Annotated in this window: 15 protein-coding genes and 1 pseudogene; 4 read left to right on the plus strand and 12 right to left on the minus strand. The window is 60.1% G+C overall.

Annotated elements, in window-relative coordinates; all coding sequences use genetic code 11:
* Window position 1 precedes the first annotated feature (1 nt).
* From DBR22_RS01260 to DBR22_RS01295, 8 genes are all read right to left on the minus strand, one after another.
* Window positions 2-1285, minus strand: coding sequence for a metal-dependent hydrolase family protein (locus tag DBR22_RS01260; RefSeq protein WP_108597421.1), 1284 nt, complete (start codon window positions 1283-1285; stop codon window positions 2-4).
* Window positions 1282-2610, minus strand: a complete 1329-nt coding sequence (locus DBR22_RS01265; protein ID WP_108597422.1) for an amidohydrolase family protein — start codon at window positions 2608-2610, stop codon at window positions 1282-1284. The genes DBR22_RS01260 and DBR22_RS01265 overlap by 4 nt, the downstream gene beginning before the upstream one ends.
* Window positions 2607-3425, minus strand: a complete 819-nt coding sequence (locus tag DBR22_RS01270; RefSeq protein ID WP_108597423.1) for an ABC transporter ATP-binding protein — start codon at window positions 3423-3425, stop codon at window positions 2607-2609. The genes DBR22_RS01265 and DBR22_RS01270 overlap by 4 nt, the downstream gene beginning before the upstream one ends.
* Window positions 3422-4411 (minus strand): ABC transporter ATP-binding protein, encoded by a 990-nt coding sequence (locus DBR22_RS01275; protein WP_181364975.1) that lies wholly within the window; start codon window positions 4409-4411, stop codon window positions 3422-3424. Before DBR22_RS01275 ends, DBR22_RS01270 begins: the two co-directional genes overlap by 4 nt.
* Complete coding sequence (locus DBR22_RS01280; protein WP_108597425.1) at window positions 4408-5301, minus strand: ABC transporter permease; 894 nt, start codon at window positions 5299-5301, stop codon at window positions 4408-4410. The genes DBR22_RS01275 and DBR22_RS01280 overlap by 4 nt, the downstream gene beginning before the upstream one ends.
* A complete protein-coding gene (locus DBR22_RS01285; protein ID WP_108597426.1) occupies window positions 5301-6230 on the minus strand; it encodes an ABC transporter permease in 930 nt (309 codons plus the stop codon). The genes DBR22_RS01280 and DBR22_RS01285 overlap by 1 nt, the downstream gene beginning before the upstream one ends.
* A 19-nt stretch (window positions 6231-6249) precedes the next feature.
* The gene (locus DBR22_RS01290; protein WP_181364976.1) at window positions 6250-7680 is read right to left on the minus strand and encodes an ABC transporter substrate-binding protein; all 1431 of its coding nucleotides are present in this window, start codon (window positions 7678-7680) and stop codon (window positions 6250-6252) included.
* 354 nt (window positions 7681-8034) lie between these two features.
* Window positions 8035-9003 (minus strand): aminotransferase class V-fold PLP-dependent enzyme, encoded by a 969-nt coding sequence (locus DBR22_RS01295; protein ID WP_219928067.1) that lies wholly within the window; start codon window positions 9001-9003, stop codon window positions 8035-8037.
* Window positions 9004-9287: 284 nt separating this feature from the next.
* Between DBR22_RS01295 and DBR22_RS01300 the strand changes: the two genes are divergently transcribed.
* A complete protein-coding gene (locus DBR22_RS01300) occupies window positions 9288-9827 on the plus strand; it encodes a helix-turn-helix domain-containing protein (RefSeq protein WP_108597429.1) in 540 nt (179 codons plus the stop codon).
* On the opposite strand, the gene DBR22_RS01305 is transcribed toward DBR22_RS01300, so the two are convergent.
* The gene (locus tag DBR22_RS01305; RefSeq protein ID WP_108597430.1) at window positions 9821-10525 is read right to left on the minus strand and encodes an OsmC family peroxiredoxin; all 705 of its coding nucleotides are present in this window, start codon (window positions 10523-10525) and stop codon (window positions 9821-9823) included. The genes DBR22_RS01300 and DBR22_RS01305 overlap by 7 nt on opposite strands.
* A 24-nt stretch (window positions 10526-10549) precedes the next feature.
* Entirely contained in the window at window positions 10550-10993 is a 444-nt protein-coding gene (locus tag DBR22_RS01310; RefSeq protein ID WP_146187327.1) for an OsmC family peroxiredoxin, read from the minus strand.
* Between the two features lie 105 nt (window positions 10994-11098).
* On the opposite strand from DBR22_RS01310, the gene DBR22_RS01315 reads away from it, so the two are divergent.
* The 3 genes from DBR22_RS01315 to DBR22_RS01325 all read left to right on the plus strand — a co-directional run bounded on the left by DBR22_RS01315 (window position 11099) and on the right by DBR22_RS01325 (window position 14585).
* Entirely contained in the window at window positions 11099-11845 is a 747-nt protein-coding gene (locus DBR22_RS01315; protein WP_181364977.1) for a cupin domain-containing protein, read from the plus strand.
* A gap of 290 nt (window positions 11846-12135) precedes the next feature.
* Entirely contained in the window at window positions 12136-12912 is a 777-nt protein-coding gene (locus DBR22_RS01320; RefSeq protein WP_108597433.1) for a cyclase family protein, read from the plus strand.
* A complete protein-coding gene (locus DBR22_RS01325; protein WP_108597434.1) occupies window positions 12909-14585 on the plus strand; it encodes a thiamine pyrophosphate-binding protein in 1677 nt (558 codons plus the stop codon). Before DBR22_RS01320 ends, DBR22_RS01325 begins: the two co-directional genes overlap by 4 nt.
* A 267-nt stretch (window positions 14586-14852) precedes the next feature.
* Here DBR22_RS01325 and DBR22_RS01330 read toward each other — a convergent pair whose 3' ends face one another.
* On the minus strand, window positions 14853-16181 hold the full coding sequence (locus tag DBR22_RS01330; protein ID WP_108597435.1) for an enolase C-terminal domain-like protein: 1329 nt from the start codon (window positions 16179-16181) through the stop codon (window positions 14853-14855).
* Window positions 16178-16409, minus strand: a pseudogene (locus DBR22_RS01335) (aldehyde dehydrogenase (NADP(+))); the annotation flags it as partial. The gene DBR22_RS01330 and the pseudogene DBR22_RS01335, both read right to left, overlap by 4 nt.

Here is a 16409-nt window from a genome sequence, read left to right on the forward strand (position 1 = left end):
GTTAGTCGCCGAAAAGGTGCACCCCGTTCCACTTTTTCCCCGGAAGCGATGGGCTGGAGAATCGCTGGTCGCCGGCCGTTGAGATGATCCTCCCATCGAGCATTGCCCACGTCACCTTGTAGTACGAGTCCGCGTCTACGAGCGGGTCGCCTTCCATGGCCACCAGATCCGCCAGGAGCCCAGGCTCAATGCGTCCGACCTGGTCGTCCCCAATGGCCGCTGCCGCATGCGTGGTTGCAGCGGCCAGGACCTCAGGTAGCGGGATGCCTGCCCTTGCCATCACAACGAGGCCGTCGGCGTAAGTTTCCGGTGTTGTGCTTGGCAGCCCCATATCCGTTCCAGCAGCGAGGGGGATTCCGGAATCGAACAGAAGCTTCAGGTTCGCCAGCGCTATATCCAACGGCGCCCACGGCACTCCCTTGCTAAGCCAGTAATTGTTCGTCGTGGGCACCACGGGCACACGCTTGTCACCGATGGCCCGGGCAAGGTCCAGGTCTACAACGGCGATTGGGTCTGCTGCGAAACTTGCGTGCTCGATAGTGTCCACGCCAGCCAGAAATGCTATTTCTATTGCGTCCCTGCCTTGGCTGTGGGCGGTAACCGGAAGGCCAAACCGGTGGGCCTCGGAAACGATCAGGTTCATCTCTTCCGCCGAGAAAAGCGGGGAATACGGGGTCTCCTTTTCGGACCGATAAGGGTTAGTAAACCCTCCCGAGGCCATGACCTTAATCCAGTCCGAACCTTGCTTGACGTGTTGGCGTACTGCCCGCCGAAGAGAAACTGGATCGTCGCACTCCATGCCGAAGGAATTACCGTGACCACCCGTTATGGTGATGACTTCATTGGCAGTCTGGATACGGCATCCCTGTACCGTGCCGTTAGCGATTGCATCCCTGGCCACGCCCACAACATTTCCGGGGCCGCCGAGGTCGCGCACAGACGTCACGCCTACCCGAAGGAATCTCTGCGCATTGCTGATGACTTGCATCAACTGCATCTCACGCGTCTGATGGTGCGGTAGCGGGCCGTTGCCCTCCGGCCACTTCCATAGATGCACGTGTGAATCAATGAATCCGGCTGTCAGCGTGCGGTTGCCCAAAGCCACGTGGGGTTGATCAAAATCTGCTGCCGGCCCAACGGCCAGGATGCGCCCGGCCCTTACTGCCACCACTCCCTTATGCAGCACAGGCTGGTTGGGAGCGGTGATGATACGGTCTGCAGCGATAAGGATTGTTGGCATCTCGGTTTCGGACGATGCCTGAAGATGGAGCTGTTCAACGGTCATTTTCGTCCTACCGATTCGTTCGCGGGGAGCCGGAGCGTGCTGCGGTCCACAACGGCGCCGTTCTTTATCACATCGGACAGCCGTGAAAGTGCTGTGAGATCTTCGTGGGGGTTGTCCTCGGTGAGGACGATGTCGGCGAGTGACCCGGGGTCCAGCGACCCCAGTAAACCCGCCTGGTCTATGGCAGCAGCAGCACCGCTGGAGGCAGCCCGCAGGATGTCCCAGTTATCCAGGCCTGCTGCGCTGAGAAGCTCAAGCTCCCGCAGGTAGTCCGGCCCGAAGGACTGGTCAGTGCCGGTGGCCAGGATACCGCCGGCTTCCACGAGCATCCTGATGTTGGCCTGGGCGATCGGTGTCATTACCCGCATCCAGTCTGCCCAGCGGTTGCCCTTTTGAAAATCGCTTTCAGTGGTGCGCAGCCGTTCCCGCTCGGCTTCGCTTTCACATGCGCGGTACAAAGGTAAGTCGACAAAGTCGGGGTCATCGGCCAGCCGGAAGTACCTGTCACCGATCGCGAGTGTCGAAACCACGGGGATACGTTTCGTGGCCAGTAGTTCGGCGAAACCCGGGGTCATCGGTGACTGTATTACGGGATGCGCGAGAATATCTGCGCCGGCGTCAACGGCCTCGCGGGCCCGTAGTTCGTTGGAAACGTGCACTGTGACTTTGAGGCCGTGCTCGTGGATCTCATTGATCAGACGGGTCAATGTCTGGGGTGAGAGGAAAGGTACCAACGGCCGGACACCCCAGTTGTGCTCATCGTAGGTGACTTTGACGAGGTCCGGCCCCAGGGCCGCGTGGGCGGCAACAGCAGCTTTGATATCCGTTTCTTCGGAGATATGGATTCCTGCAGTAGACCCGTGCCCGCCGGGAGGGCTGAACAGATTGCCGGTGCAGAAGATGCGCGGCGCGAGGATGGTGCCTGCGCGCTCAGCCGCCCGGACGCCGCGGATCGCTTCGCTGTTGTTGCCGGCGTCGTAAACGCTGGTGACTCCGCAGAACAAAAACGTCTGAGCCCGCTGCTCGTAGGAGTCCAGGTCGACAGAAGAAGCGTCTTCGGGTGCAAGCCGGGGCGTGGGCCGCATATCGCTGGGTCCCTCGTGGGGAGATGTGCGCAGGTGGATGTGCGCGTCGATGAACCCGGGAACTGCGTATTGACCGCTGCCGTCAATCACCCCGCTGAATTCGGCGGGATGGGCTGAAGCTGCGTGGATGTCCTCTTTGATCCGGCCGTCCTCGATAATCAGTGACCTGTGTGGCTTCAGTGCCCGGGCCAGTGAATCGACAAGGGTTACGTTATGCAGGAGGGTGCGCGTTGTGGTCATGCTGTGAACTCTTTTTCGGCGTTGTGGAGCGGTTTGTGGTTTGGCACGGGAACGGCATTCATAAGTGCCTGGGTGTACTCGGTTGCCGGGCGCTCAAAGACGGTGTCAGCCGGTCCGCTTTCGACGATGCGCCCTCCCCGCATGACGGCGAGTGAGTCTGCTACTGCGCGTACCACCGCGAGGTCGTGGCTGATGAACAGGTAGCTGAGCGAAAGTTCATCCTGAAGGTCCCTCAAGAGATTGATGATTTGGGCTTGGATCGAGACGTCGAGTGCTGATACGGCTTCATCGCAGACGATGAGCTTTGGGTTCAGGGCAAGGGCCCGGGCAATGCTGATGCGTTGGCGCTGGCCGCCGGAAAATGACGCGGGGTAGCGGTCGGCCATGTCCGGCGAGATCCCGACGAGCTCCAGGAGTTCGTGGACCTTGGACTTCTCACCGGAACGTGTGCTTCGTGAGTGAATCCGCAAGGGCTCTGCGACGATCTGTTGCACTGTCATGCGGGGGTTCAGCGAATCGTAGGGGTCCTGGAAGACGATCTGCATTTCTTTGCGGTAGCTCCGCAGCCGTCGGGAAGAGAGCCCCACCAGCTCCACACCCTCCAGCTTCACCGAACCCGAGGTGGGCGTGGTCAGTTGCAGAACACAGAAACCCGTTGTCGACTTTCCGGAGCCTGATTCCCCAACCAGGCCCAGCGTCTCGCCGCGGCCGATGGTGAAGCTGACCTCGTCAACGGCCGTGACCGCTGATGCGCCCGTGCCGTACTTTTTTGTCAGGCCTTCGACCTGCAACAGTGGAGCGGAGGATGTGTTCATACTGTGCTGCCTTCCCGGACTACGGGTGAGAAGTTGTCGTTCAACCGGACGAAACGGGAGTCCGGGTTGTGGCCGGGACGCAGTGTCTTTTCCTGCTCTTCGCTTCGGACCTCGTAGCCATGTTCGAGATGCTCCAGCATCGGGGCAGGGCGGGGAATGGTCGCCAGACGGCGATGGCGGGCCTCGGGGTCATCGATACGGGGTTGTGAGTGTAGAAGTCCCTGGGTGTAGGGGTGTAAAGGATCAGTGAAGAGGTCAGCAGCGGGGGCATATTCGACGAAGCGTCCGTCGTAGACGACGGCGACATGTGTGGCCATTTCGGCAACGACGCCCATGTCGTGGGTCACCAGCAGCAGTCCCATACTGTGTTCCCTGCTCAGGGCTCGCATAATCTGCAGGATTTCCGCCTGGACCGTTACGTCCAGGGCTGTGGTGGGTTCATCTGCGATGAGCACCTTGGGCTCGCACGAGACGGCCATGGCGATCATGACCCTTTGCTTCATCCCGCCCGAAAGTTGATGGGGATACTTGCGGTAGACCCCTTCGGGGTCGTTAATCATGACTTCCCTCAGGAGCTCGAGGGACCGGTTTCGGGCGACCGCACGCTTCATTGCTTTGTGCCGGATCAACTGCTCGGCGATCTGGTCCCCTACCCGCATGGTTGGGTTTAGGGACGTCATCGGGTTCTGGAAGATTACCGCCACGGCGCTGCCCCTGATGTCTTCCAGCACCCGCTTGCTTTGGCCGACAATGTCAACCCCGTCGAGCGCTACCGTGCCGGTGACGTGGGCCTGATCGGGGAGCAGCCCGGCCGTCGCCATCGCCATCGTTGATTTGCCGCTGCCGGACTCACCCACGATGGCTAGCGTCTCTCCGCGCGCCAGGGAAAAGGAGACATCATGCACCACAGGTGCCGGGCCTCGTGACGTTTGGTACGTAACTGACAAGTTCGACACTTTCAGGGCGACTTCTCGGTTGAGGGTCATTTGCTGCTCCTGTCGAGGTGGACACGGAGACCCTCGCCGAGCACGTTGATGCCGAGGACCAGGATGAAGATGGCCAGACCGGGGAAGATGGCAAGCCATGAGGCGCTGGCAACGTATTGGCGTCCTTCGCTAAGCATCGCGCCCAATGAAGGAGCGGGGGGTTGTACACCCATGCCGAGGAAGCTGAGCCCGGCTTCGATCAGGATCGCATGAGAGACGCTCAGGGTTGCCAAAACGATGGTCGCGGGAACGGTATGGGGAAGAACGTGCCGCACCATGATGTGAATGTCGCTGGCGCCAAGCGACCGGGACGCCGTGGTGTAAAGCATCTCCTTATAGACGAGCGCTTCGCCGCGGGTGTTGCGGGCAAAGGCCATCCATTGGGCGAAAGCGATGACAAGGATCAGGTTGGTGATGCCACCACCAATGATCGCGATGGTAGTCAGAGCCAGAAGTACGGTCGGAATCGCCAGCACGGCGTCGGCAAGGCGCATAAAAATCGTATCGAGCCAGCCGCCGAAATACCCGGCCAAAAGTCCGATGAAAATTCCAAAGGCCATACCCAGCGCGACGGCCAGCAGGCCGATCAGGAGTGACGTCCTGAGTCCGTCGAGCATGCGCGCGAAGACATCACGTCCCAGGGAGTCGGTCCCCAAGAAATGCCCCGTCGTTCCTCCTGGTGCCCATGCAGGGGGCTTAAGGCGGTCAGTCAAGGTTTGTGCCACAACGGCGTCCTGCATGAAGAGCGATGCAACCCCGCCGGCAAGGCAGAGCAGGAGGATCGTCCCGCCGACGACGAACGCGGAATTGCCGGAGAAGAACCTGCCACGAACTTTTGTTGTCGTGTTGCCTTTGCCTGGGGTGATGAGAACCCTGTCGGTAATGGCCATTAGTGAACTTCCTTGAGTACGCGGATTCGGGGATCAACCAGGAGGTAGGCGAGGTCGACGAGGAGGCTGATGCTGACGACAAAGAAGGCGACGATCAGCGTGATTGTCTGGATGACCGCGTAATCTCTCGTTGCTATGGCTTCAACGGCCAAAGAGCCTATACCCGGCCACGCGAAAATTCTCTCGGTGATGACCGCACCACCGATTGCCTCGGCGAACATGAGCCCTGTAATTGTCAGGACGGGGATGGATGAATTACGAAGCATATGTTTGATGACAATCTGGGGTCCGCGAAGACCTTTGGCTTTGGCCGTGGTGATGTAGTTCTTGTTCATCGTCTCGATCATGCTGGACCGTGTGACTCTTGCGATGCTGATGAGGGGGACGATGCTCAAGGTGATTGCCGGAAGGATGATGGACTGCGGGGAGTTGTTTCCGGCGAAAGGCAGCCATTTCAGGCTGACACCTACAGCCAGGATCAGGAGGATGCCTATCCAGAAAGACGGGACCGACTGCCCGATCGTCAGAAGTCCGGTGATTACGTGGTCTACGAGCTTGCCCCTGCTAAGCGCTGCACGCATTCCCAGTGCAACTCCTATGACCACTGCGATGATCAACGCCACAACGGCCAAGGCAACAGTGTTGCCCAACCGCGATAGCACTAGTTCAAGGGCCGGGATGTGAAACCTGTGGGATTCCCCAAAGTCCCCTCCGAGGATCTTGACGAAGAATAAGCCAAACTGCGCGGGGAGTGGCTGGTCGAGGCCGAGCTCGCGGGTCAGCTGTTCCTTCTGGGCTTCCGTCGCGTCTTCCGGGAGCATCTGATTCACCGGGCTCCCAGATAATCGGGAGATGATGAACACAACAACAGCTACCAGGGCAAGAACGGCGACTCCCTGGCCAAGCCTCCCGATGATGTATCTCTTCATGACTGGACTTCCGCTTCCGCTACTTTGTTTCGGCGTCGTACATGTACACGGATTCGTCTACTGAGGGTTCCCACACGAGGCGCTGGGAGACGCCGTACAGGTCGACCTGGGAGTAAAGGTAGAGGAAAGGTGCGTCTGCGAGCAGCTTTTTTTCGACCTGGCTGATTAGAGCGTCTTGCTGCGTCGGGTCAACAGTCACTGCTGCCTGATCAATCAGAGCATCAAGGGAGGGGTCGCTATAAAGGGAGTACCCTGACTTCCCCGTGCGGGCCGCCAGCAGGTACTCCGCGATCGGATTGAAGGTGGAGTTGCCGTACGCGGCATAGTACGACTCGGGTACGTTGCCGCTGTTGGTGGCGTCGGCGAAGACTCCGAACTCCACAATGTTCAGCTTGACCTTAATGCCCACCTCCGCAAGGTTGGACTGGATAGCCTGGCTGACCTGTTCAGCGAACGGATAGCGTCCCGCCGGCACCATCATTTCCATGCTGAAGCCATCGGCGTATCCCGCGTCGGCGAGAAGCTTCTTCGCGAGTTCCGGATCGTACTTCAGCGGCTTGTTGGCCTCGTCGTATCCCACGAAGTAGTCAGGTGTGAAGGTGGCGACACGGGATCCGTAACCGCCCATCACCGTCTTGATGATGGTGTCCATGTCCACTGCGTGGTTCATGGCCAGCCGTACATCACGGTTCTGGAGCGGCCCTTCAGTACGGGTATTCAACCAAATTGTCGCAATTCGAGCGCTTGGGGATTGCTTTACGACCGCGTTGCCGGCACCTTCGACTTCCGGGACGCTGTCCGGAGCGAGGTTAGTAACCAAGTCGATGTCACCGGAGCCGAGGCCAGCCATTCGGGCGGAGTTGTCAGCGATCGTCTTGAACGTGACTGAAGGAATTCTTGCAGCACCTCGGAAGTAATCCGACCGGCTGTCAAGAACGACTTGACTGTTCCGGTCCCATGTCTTCAGCGTGTAGGGGCCTGTTCCGATGGGCTTGCTGTCCAGGGCGGCAGGGTCCGCATCAAGTGAACCTTCCGGAATCATGAATAGATTCGGCAGCCGGGGCATAAAGAGCGGAGACGGTGTGCTCATGAGGAAACGCACAGTGTGGGCGTCCACGACTTCTGCGCCCTTGAGGCCCTTGAAATTGGAGGCGTGCAGGGTTGGCTTTCCTGTTGCTGTTCCGAGCATGGCATCAACGGTGTACTTGACATCTGCAGCATCGAAGGTCGAACCATCGGAGAACTTCACCCCGTCTGCGAGGGTGAATTCATAAGTAATGGCGTCCACTTGCTTCCAAGAGGTAGCCAGGTCCGGCTCGTACTTTGACGGGTCCTTTGGGTTGCGCGTGACCAGTGGGTCATACATGTGGCGCAGGACGTTTGACGTGCTGGTTTCGCGCTGCTGCAACGGGTTCATGGTGGTGGGGTCCACGCCTTGGGCTATGGTCACGGGCCCTGAAACCGAACTCGAACTGGAGGAAGAACCGCCGGAGCAGGCTGAAAGCATAAGGGCAGTCGACAGGAGGGCAACGCCGGCCTGGGCCGGTCGGGACCACCGCTGGGGTGACCTTGAATGGTTTTGGGGGACGTTCATGAGGAGCCATTTCTGTGAAGGACCCGCAGCATCTACAGGGTCACAAGCTGTGAAAACGGAAACTGCTAGGAACTAAAGGAGGGTGGGCCCTGCTGGATCGAAAGGCGTTTTGCCTATCGGTGTTTTGCGGGGCTGTTGGAGTTGACCTGTAGACGCAAAACAAAAGCTATGTTTCAGTTCCGTGACGAAGGTAAATAAACAGGAAGGAAATTATCGGCTTCTGTAGGCCCGGACGGCGTCAACGACGGCGGTGATGTCGTCCGTGGTCGTGTAGTAATGCACGGAGAGCCTCAGTAGCTCCCCGCGGGGTGCCGACATAACTCGCCGATCATGTAAGAACGCTGACAGAGCTACTGGATCTTCATCATAAATTGCGACCTGAGGCCCGCAGAGTTCCGGAGAGCCTGGTCTGCTGAGGCGCTCCCCGTCGCGCAGCAACTGATCTGCAAGGCTTTCCGCGAGAGCCTCCACATGCTCATATCCCCTGGCCTGGTCCACTGTAGCCAGCAGATCGAGCCCCGCATTGGCTGCATACACTGCAGGTATGGCCGGGGTCCCGGATTCGAAGCGGCGGGCCTCTTTTGGATAGTCCACGTGGTCCGGGTTGAATTCGAAGGGGTTCACCCTGCCGAACCATCCCGTCAGTTCAGGGGCCCGTTCGCTGGCAATGCCGTCACGCACGTAGATGAAAGCAACGCCGGCCAGCCCCAGCATGTATTTGAGGGTGCCAGTCACGAGGTAGTCGCAGTCCATGGCGCGGACGTCTATCGGCACAACTCCGGCTCCCTGGTAAGCGTCCACGAAAACCTGGGCTCCGGCCTCTCGGGCGAGTGCGCTAATTGCCCCGAGGGGCGCCCTGGATCCGTCGTGATAACTGACCAGTGGCACGGAGACGAACTGAACTGAGTCGTCAATGTGGCGTGCCCAGTTGTTAGCGTCAAGGGCCGCGAAGCGGTCCTCAACCGACTTGATACGCACCCCTTGTGCCTGCTGCGCACGCCAAACATGCCCCACTGAGGGGAATTCCAAGGCGGAGGTGACAATGGCATCGCGTTCACGGGATGCCCACGAAAAACTGGAAGCTACCTGGTAAGCGCCCTCGGATGCGGAGGGGACTATGGCAATTTCCTCTGGCGAGGCATTGATGAACTTAGCGAATTTGCGGCGGAGGGTTTCCACTTCATCCATCCATAACCCCCAAGGCGCTCCCGACTCGGTAAGGGATGATGTCAGGCTGTTCAATCCGGACAGGAGTGCTGTTGAAAGCGCTCCTTGGCTGCAGCTGGCCATGTGTGCCATGTCTTGGAGAGGCGGGAAGTGCGAGCGGAAGTCTGCGGAGGAAAAGGACTCCACCAAAGGAAGTTTCTGGGCAAGCGTCATGGTCCGAGCGTACGCATGTGGCTTTAGTCACGTCAACAAAAATTTTATGTGACTAAAAACGCGGCGGGTGCCATACTCTCCTTATGAGCAATCTGCGCATCCGTTCTCTTCGTTTGGCTAAAGGGCTTACCTTGGCTGAGCTCGCTTCCGCTTCACAGGTTTCCGCGGGCATGCTAAGCCAGGTTGAGCGTGGTCTCACCGATCCGAGCCTTGAAACGCTGCGGCAGATTGCACGGGTCTTCAGCGTGCCCCTCTTCGAACTGTTCACTGATCCAGTAGACATGTCAACGGTTTCGGTAACCCGAAAAGGTGAGCACATCGAAATTAGCTCCCCGGCCACGGCAATCAGGTACGGCCGGCTCTCCGCCCCGGGGCGTAATCTCGAAGTGCTCCATGGACGGCTCGCCCCGGGGGGAGTTTCAAGCTCTGCGGTGCGTTCCCACCCGGCTGAAGAATGCATTGTCGTCCTGGCGGGAACCCTGCATGTTGATTTCAAGGAATCCCAGATAACCTTGGGCCCGGGGGACAGCGCTCACTACGATTCGCGGATCCCGCACCGCATGATGAATACGGGCGAGCAGGAAGCGGAGTTTATTATCTCCGTTACCCCCCCAAGTCACTGAGCAGCGGCGTCCGGGGCGGAGACTTCCACGGAAATATCGACGGCCGCAAGAGCACGGGCCACGACGCAAGTACGTTTGGTGGTCTGGGCTATGGCCCGAAGCCGGTCATCTGGAATGTCTGCATTTCCAACAGTGCAGTCCAGGTGTATCGCCCTGATCGCGGTCACTCCGGAGCCGCGTACCAGCCGCACAGTTGCCTGCGTCGTCACAGCGCCCGGGGAGTAACCGGCCTTGTCCAGCTCGCCCGAAAATGACATTGAGAAACAACCTGCCAGAGCGGCTCCGATGTGCTCCTCAGGGGAGCTTTCACCTTCCTTAGCCTGGGGAAGGCCGAGCCGGCTGGCATAGCTGAAGCCACGCTTATCCGAGTGCAGGGTTTGTATCGTGCCGGCCCCTTCCTTTTCAGGTCCCGTCCAATGGGAGCTGGCATGATGGAACGCCACATTTGACGGCGTCTCGGCTTCGAGCAGACTCGAGGCCGAGACGCCGTAAACGTCTGCGAGCCGGATCAGGGCGGGAAGCGATGGAGTCCGCTCACCCTGCTCCAGCCTGGATACATACGCTTCTGAAAGGCCGGTAGCCGAAGCCACATTTCCCAGGGTGCGTCCAAGCTGAAGTCGCAGGCGCTTGAGGCGTCCGCCGAGAACCTCAAGCGTCTCGGCGATTTCGTCATCCTGCGGGTCCAGCGGCGTTTTCACGGAAAATTCCTTCAGTTCATGCGGTCAGGATCCGACGAGAGCTTCGACCGCCAGGGTGACCGAAGTCCCAGACAATGCGCGGGACACGGGACAGGAAGCTTTCGCCTCCTGGGCTATACGTTCGAATTCCTCGGTCCCTATGTCCTTCATTGAACCACTAATGATTAGGTGAGCATTGGTGATCGAGTACCTGCCGCCGTCTTCAGCCATGAGAACTTCAGCCCGTGTCTCCAAATTCCCCACTTCGTATCCGGCATCGGTGAGCTTGTTTGATACGGACATTGTGAAGCATGCGGCAAGGGCAGCCCCAAGGAGCTCCTCGGGGTTCACTTGCGGCACACCTTCTACCCGGCTCTTTAGGGAGTACGGCCCCTCAAACGAACCGCTGCCGAGCGCGATGTGCCCGCCACCGGCGGTATCACTGCCGGCCCACGTAGCCGTTGCTTTCCTGCGAATCTTGAAACCCATGACGTCCCTTCGAGCAATGTTCACGCCTTTTGCGGAACTTTTGTTCTCCTACCCCTCCACCTTGACACCTAGGCAAGGTCTTGGCAAGTGCTGTACGATGCGTGCATGGAAACCGATGAGAAATTGATTAATCAGCCCTCCAGCGCCAAGGCGCCCAACGTCTGGGCGGAGGAATCGGCGGGTGAACCGATCGAAGAACTCCTGCCCCGGGCGTCATCCTCCGCGCTGTCGCTGAAGGCAGTAAACCTGCCTGCGAACACCTCCCTGACAATCGGCGCTGAAGGCCAGGACTCCGTTTTGGTTTTGCTTGAGGGGGTTATGGACATCAGGGTTGCGGGGCAGGAGCGCAGTCAGTCAGCTGGCGATGCAACTCTTTTGACAGACGGGACGGAAGCTGTGCTGAGGACCGGCCCAGCCGCGGCCACGGCGGTTCAGTTTGTTGTTGAAGTCGGTCTCGCGGACAGTCATGCGCCGCTGGGCGCTGGGGAAATATTCTCCTCCGTTGATTTAACCGATCCGCAGAGCGCAACCAGCAACCGGTCGTACCGCATCATCTTTGGCCCCGAAAATGGATCCTCGCACGCCACGTTGTTCGTAGGGCTGGTACCTGTCGGCGCCGCTCCGTGGCATTTTCATCAGTATGAGGAGATCGCCCTGATTTTGAAAGGTCAAGGGCTTTTCCATCATGACGGGACGGCCACTCCCCTTTTGGCAGGGTCAGCCTTCCATATCCCGGCCCGCGATCTTCACATCAACGAAAATACCTCTTCCAGCGAAGAGGTGCTGCTCCTGGGGTTTCTTACTCCCGCCGGCAGTCCCTCGGCTGCATATCTCCCCAAGCCCGTCGACTAACTGCATAATCTGGCTGCGGCGGGCCGCTTTGCCTAAGTCTTGCTGTCCGCCGCCCTGGTCGGGTGCGCGCTTCTTTGTGACCAATACGTTGCGATCGAAATTTTTGCGGTACAAATCCGTCGATTCTGGTTAGAATCAATTCCATACCCAACCGGTCGACGCTGCTCGGTGGGTTGACAAACTCGGTTCGCCCTCGGGGTGGGCTGCCGCAGCCCCATACGAAGGCGCGAGACAAATTCCTGGGACCACGCCCGCTTGACTGACAAAAGCAGCAATTGATTAGGAGAACGATGTCTGTACTGGAAGGGCTGCTCAAGGCCTTTGGAAACGGTTCGGTGGAAGTCATCGACCTCACCACCCCGCTCAGCAGAGATACCCCCATACTCAACCTGCCCGAGCCCTTCTCCAACACCGTTGGGCTTGACCTCTCGCCAGTGAGCGACTTCGACGATGCTGGCCCTGCCTGGGCATGGAATGACATCACAGTGGGGGAGCACGCCGGTACTCACGTGGATGCGCCCGTGCACTGGATTTCCGGGCGGGATGGCAAGTCAGTGGACCAGATCGAGCCGTCCCGTCTCGTCGGCCCGCTGGTGGTCATCGACAAATCCATGGAAGTGGCTGACAACCCCGATTTCCTCCTGGAACCCGAGCATCTCGAGCAATGGCAGGAAGAGCACGGCCAATTTCCCGCTAACTGCTGGATCATTTTCCGGACCGGTTGGTCAACCCGGGGCGGCAACGCTGCTGACTTCGTCAACGCTGACGAAGCCGGACCTCACACCCCCGGAGTCTCCGTGGACGGCGCCCGCTGGATAGCCAAGAATGCCAGCATCAGTGGTTTCGGTGTGGAGACGGTAGGAATAGATGCCGGGCAGGCCGGCAATTTCGACCCAATGTTTCCCGTCCATTCCTACCTGCTGGGTGCTGACAAGTATGGCGTCACGTCTCTTCGGCAAGTCGATAAACTTCCCCTGGTGGGGGCTACCCTGATCGTTGCCCCGCTGCCAATTGTCGGCGGCACAGGTAGCCCTGCCCGCGTGTATGCGCTGGTGGAGTCAGCATGAGCGGAACTGTCCCGGTCTCCACCGTTGTCGGGCAGACACTCGCGAAACTAGGGGTTGGCCACGTTTTCGGTGTGGTTGGCAGCGGCAACTTTGACGTCACCAACACCCTCATCAACGAAGGTGTACCGTTCACCGCCGCCAGGCATGAAGGCGGCGCCGCAACTATGGCGGATGCTTATGCCCGAATGTCGGACAAAGTAGGTGTCGTAACCACTCACCAGGGTTGTGGCCTGAGCAATGCCATCACTGGGATCGGGGAAGCCGCAAAAAGTCGAACGCCCCTGATCGTGCTGACGGCTGACACACAGGGAGCCGCTGTACGATCCAACTTTAAAATTGACCAGGACGGTCTTGCCCGAAGCATCGGCGCAGTCGCCGAAAGAATTCATTCCGCTGAAACTGCAACAGCCGACACCGTGCGGGCCTTTCGAACGGCGGTCAATGAGCGGCGCACTGTTGTCTTGAGCCTTCCGTTGGACGTCCAGCATGCAGTGGCGGCTGAAACACCAAAAGCGATCAACGCCCCCCGAGCTGCCCGCCTACGGCCGGATCCCGCGAGTCTCGAAGAGTTCGTCCAGCTTCTTCAGCGTGCTGAACGCCCGGTCTTCGTTGCAGGGCGAGGGGGACGAGGAGCCGGAGAAGCAATCCTGGCCCTTGCAGAGCACACAGGGGCACTGGTTGCCACCTCCGCAGTGGCCAACGGCCTCTTTAACGGTGAGACCTTCAATCTCGGAATTTCCGGGGGTTTTTCATCCCCTCTAACCGCTGAACTCATCTCCGGCGCCGACCTGATCGTCGGCTGGGGCTGTACTTTGAACATGTGGACCATGAGGCATGGCCAGCTGATATCGCCGGATGCCAAAGTTATCCAAATCGACGTCGAGGACTCCGCACTAGGCGCCAACCGGGCCATCACATTGGGCGTATTAGGCGACTCAGCCCTCACTGCCAATGACGCACTTGCCCGGCTGAAAGAGCTACAGCCGGAGCGGGTAGCTAAGTACCGCACAGAGAGCAACGCTGTACTCATCAAAAAGGCTTCACGCTGGCGGGACGTCGAAACACCGGACTTGTCCACGGATACGAGAATCGACCCCCGCATCCTCAGCCGCGAACTCGACTCGATCCTCCCGACGAACCGTATTGTTTCAGTCGACTCCGGTAACTTCATGGGGTACCCAAGCCAATACCTTTCGGTGCCGGACGAGTACGGCTTCTGTTTCACCCAGGCCTTCCAGGCCATCGGTCTCGGCCTCTACACCGCAATCGGTGCGGCCCTTGCCCGGCCCGATCGGTTGCCCGTGCTGGGGGCCGGTGATGGCGGATTCCTGATGGGCATCAGCGAACTGGAAACCGCCGTTCGCTTGAAGCTGCCACTGGTGTGCATCGTCTACAACGACGCCGCTTATGGCGCCGAGGTGCACCATTTCGCCCAGGACGACGAAGGCGTTGACCTCAGCAGCGTGACTTTCCCCGACACTGACATTGCCGCAATCGGGCGGGGATTTGGTGCTGAAGGAATAACGGTACGTGACCCAAGTGACCTCCAGCCGGTTCATGACTGGGTCGCGGCCTACAAGGCGGGATCCCAGAGCAAACCTTTGGTGATTGACGCGAAGATTGCCTCTGATGGTGGGTCCTGGTGGCTTGCTGAGGCATTTCAGGGACACTGACCTCAAACGCCTCCCATTCTGACTCCCCCTCAGATTAGCCGTGGGTGTGAAACCGGTTTTGGTCGCCGTTCCGAATGGAAGCTCAAGAGCCGATAACCAGCCTTTATGTCTTCCTGCGAACTCATCCTGGAGCTTCCAGTATGAGGAAGGGCATAAAACAGCGGACTTTGCTGGTGAAATTGCCAATGGCCCCTTCCGCCCTGCAGCTTCAGGGCGGAAGGGGCCATTGGTACCAAGAGAGTCCGGTATAGCGTGGTATTCCGGGTATTAGCGGACGAGGCAGGGCCGCTTGGGGTCGAAGGACCAGCCGTCGATGTAGTACTGCATGCCGATGCTGTCGTCGCGGGCGTCGAGGCCGTGCTCCAGGTACAGCTGGTGGGCCTTGTCCAGGGCTTCGCGGTCCAGTTCGATGCCGAGGCCGGGGGCGTCCGGAACCTCGATGGCGCCGCCCTTGATCTGCAGCGGTTCCTTGGTGAGGCCCTGGCCGTCCTGCCAGATCCAGTGTGTGTCCAGCGCGGTGATCTCGCCGGGTGCTGCGGCGCCGGTCTGGGTGAACATGGCGAGCGAGATGTCGAAGTGGTTGTTCGAGTGCGAACCCCAGGTGAGGCCGAACTCGTGGCACATCTGGGCCACGCGGACTGAGCCGTGCATGGTCCAGAAGTGCGGATCGGCGAGCGGGATGTCGACGGCGTTGCTGCGGATGGCGTGCGACATTTCCCGCCAGTCCGTGGCGATCATGTTGGTGGCCGTCTTCAGCCCGGTGGCCCGGCGGAACTCGGCCATGACCTCGCGACCGGAGAACCGGCCTTCGGCACCGCACGGGTCCTCGGCGTAGGCAACGACGCCCTGCATCCGCTTGCCCAGCCGGATGGCTTCGTCCAGGAGCCATCCGCCGTTGGGGTCCAGGGTGACCCTGGCCTCGGGGAAACGCTTGGCGAGGGCGGTGACAACATCCACTTCGTCGTCCCCGGAGAGCACGCCGCCCTTAAGCTTGAAGTCGCTGAAGCCATAGCGCTCCTGTGCCGCTTCGGCCAGGGCGACGACGGCTTCCGGAGTCATTGCCTCCTGCCGGCGGAGCTTCTCCCAGCGGTCAGCCGGGGCGTCCTCCACGAGGTAGGGCAGGTCGGTGCGGGTATGGTCGCCGACGAAGAACAGGTACCCGAGCATCGGCACGGAGGTTCGCTGCTGCCCGTCGCCGAGGAGTTCGGCCACGGGAACGCCCAGGTACTGGCCGTGCAGGTCCAGCAGTGCCGACTCCACGGCAGTCACGGCGTGGACCGTGGTGCGCAGGTCGAAAGTCTGCAGGCCGCGGCCGCCCGCGTCGCGGTCCGCGAACTCGGACGCAACCTCGCGCAGGAGCGAGCGGTAGCGGGCCACGGGCTTGCCGGTGATCAGGGCCCCGGCTTCCTCGATGGTGGTGCGGATTTTTTCGCCGCCGGGGACTTCGCCGAGGCCGGTGCGGCCGTCGGAGTCGGTAATGATGACGATGTTGCGGGTGAAGAAGGGGCCGTGCGCGCCGCTGAGGTTCATCAGCATGCTGTCGTGGCCGGCGACGGGCACTACTTCCACGCGGGCGATGGTGGGCTGGTTGCTCATGCGCCGACCTCAGCTCTCTCGTCGGCTGCCAGGACTACGGTGCCGTCGATGAGGCGGTTGACCTTCCACGGGTTCTCGTCCTGCAGCGGGGCCGGGAGGAGTTCCTGAGGAATGTTCTGGTAGGCGACGGGGCGCAGGAAGCGGTTGATGGCGAGGGTGCCGACGGAGGTGGTGCGGCTGTCGGAGGTGGCGGGGAAGGGGCCGCCGTGGACCATGGCGTGGCCGACT

Source organism: Arthrobacter sp. HMWF013 (assembly GCF_003061105.1).
Lineage (GTDB): Bacteria > Actinomycetota > Actinomycetes > Actinomycetales > Micrococcaceae > Arthrobacter.

Excerpts from the sequence above, each read along its gene's own strand:
- DBR22_RS01260 (WP_108597421.1), bottom strand. The coding sequence starts at position 1,285 with ATGACCGTTGAACAGCTCCATCTTCAGGCATCGTCCGAAACCGAGATG.
- DBR22_RS01285 (WP_108597426.1), bottom strand. The coding sequence starts at position 6,230 with ATGAAGAGATACATCATCGGGAGGCTTGGCCAGGGAGTCGCCGTTCTT.
- DBR22_RS01330 (WP_108597435.1), bottom strand. The coding sequence starts at position 16,181 with ATGAGCAACCAGCCCACCATCGCCCGCGTGGAAGTAGTGCCCGTCGCC.
- DBR22_RS01270 (WP_108597423.1), bottom strand. The coding sequence starts at position 3,425 with ATGAACACATCCTCCGCTCCACTGTTGCAGGTCGAAGGCCTGACAAAA.
- DBR22_RS01325 (WP_108597434.1), top strand. The coding sequence starts at position 12,909 with ATGAGCGGAACTGTCCCGGTCTCCACCGTTGTCGGGCAGACACTCGCG.
- DBR22_RS01320 (WP_108597433.1), top strand. The coding sequence starts at position 12,136 with ATGTCTGTACTGGAAGGGCTGCTCAAGGCCTTTGGAAACGGTTCGGTG.
- DBR22_RS01300 (WP_108597429.1), top strand. The coding sequence starts at position 9,288 with ATGAGCAATCTGCGCATCCGTTCTCTTCGTTTGGCTAAAGGGCTTACC.
- DBR22_RS01315 (WP_181364977.1), top strand. The coding sequence starts at position 11,099 with ATGGAAACCGATGAGAAATTGATTAATCAGCCCTCCAGCGCCAAGGCG.
- DBR22_RS01275 (WP_181364975.1), bottom strand. The coding sequence starts at position 4,411 with ATGACCCTCAACCGAGAAGTCGCCCTGAAAGTGTCGAACTTGTCAGTT.
- DBR22_RS01265 (WP_108597422.1), bottom strand. The coding sequence starts at position 2,610 with ATGACCACAACGCGCACCCTCCTGCATAACGTAACCCTTGTCGATTCA.
- DBR22_RS01310 (WP_146187327.1), bottom strand. The coding sequence starts at position 10,993 with ATGGGTTTCAAGATTCGCAGGAAAGCAACGGCTACGTGGGCCGGCAGT.
- DBR22_RS01280 (WP_108597425.1), bottom strand. The coding sequence starts at position 5,301 with ATGGCCATTACCGACAGGGTTCTCATCACCCCAGGCAAAGGCAACACG.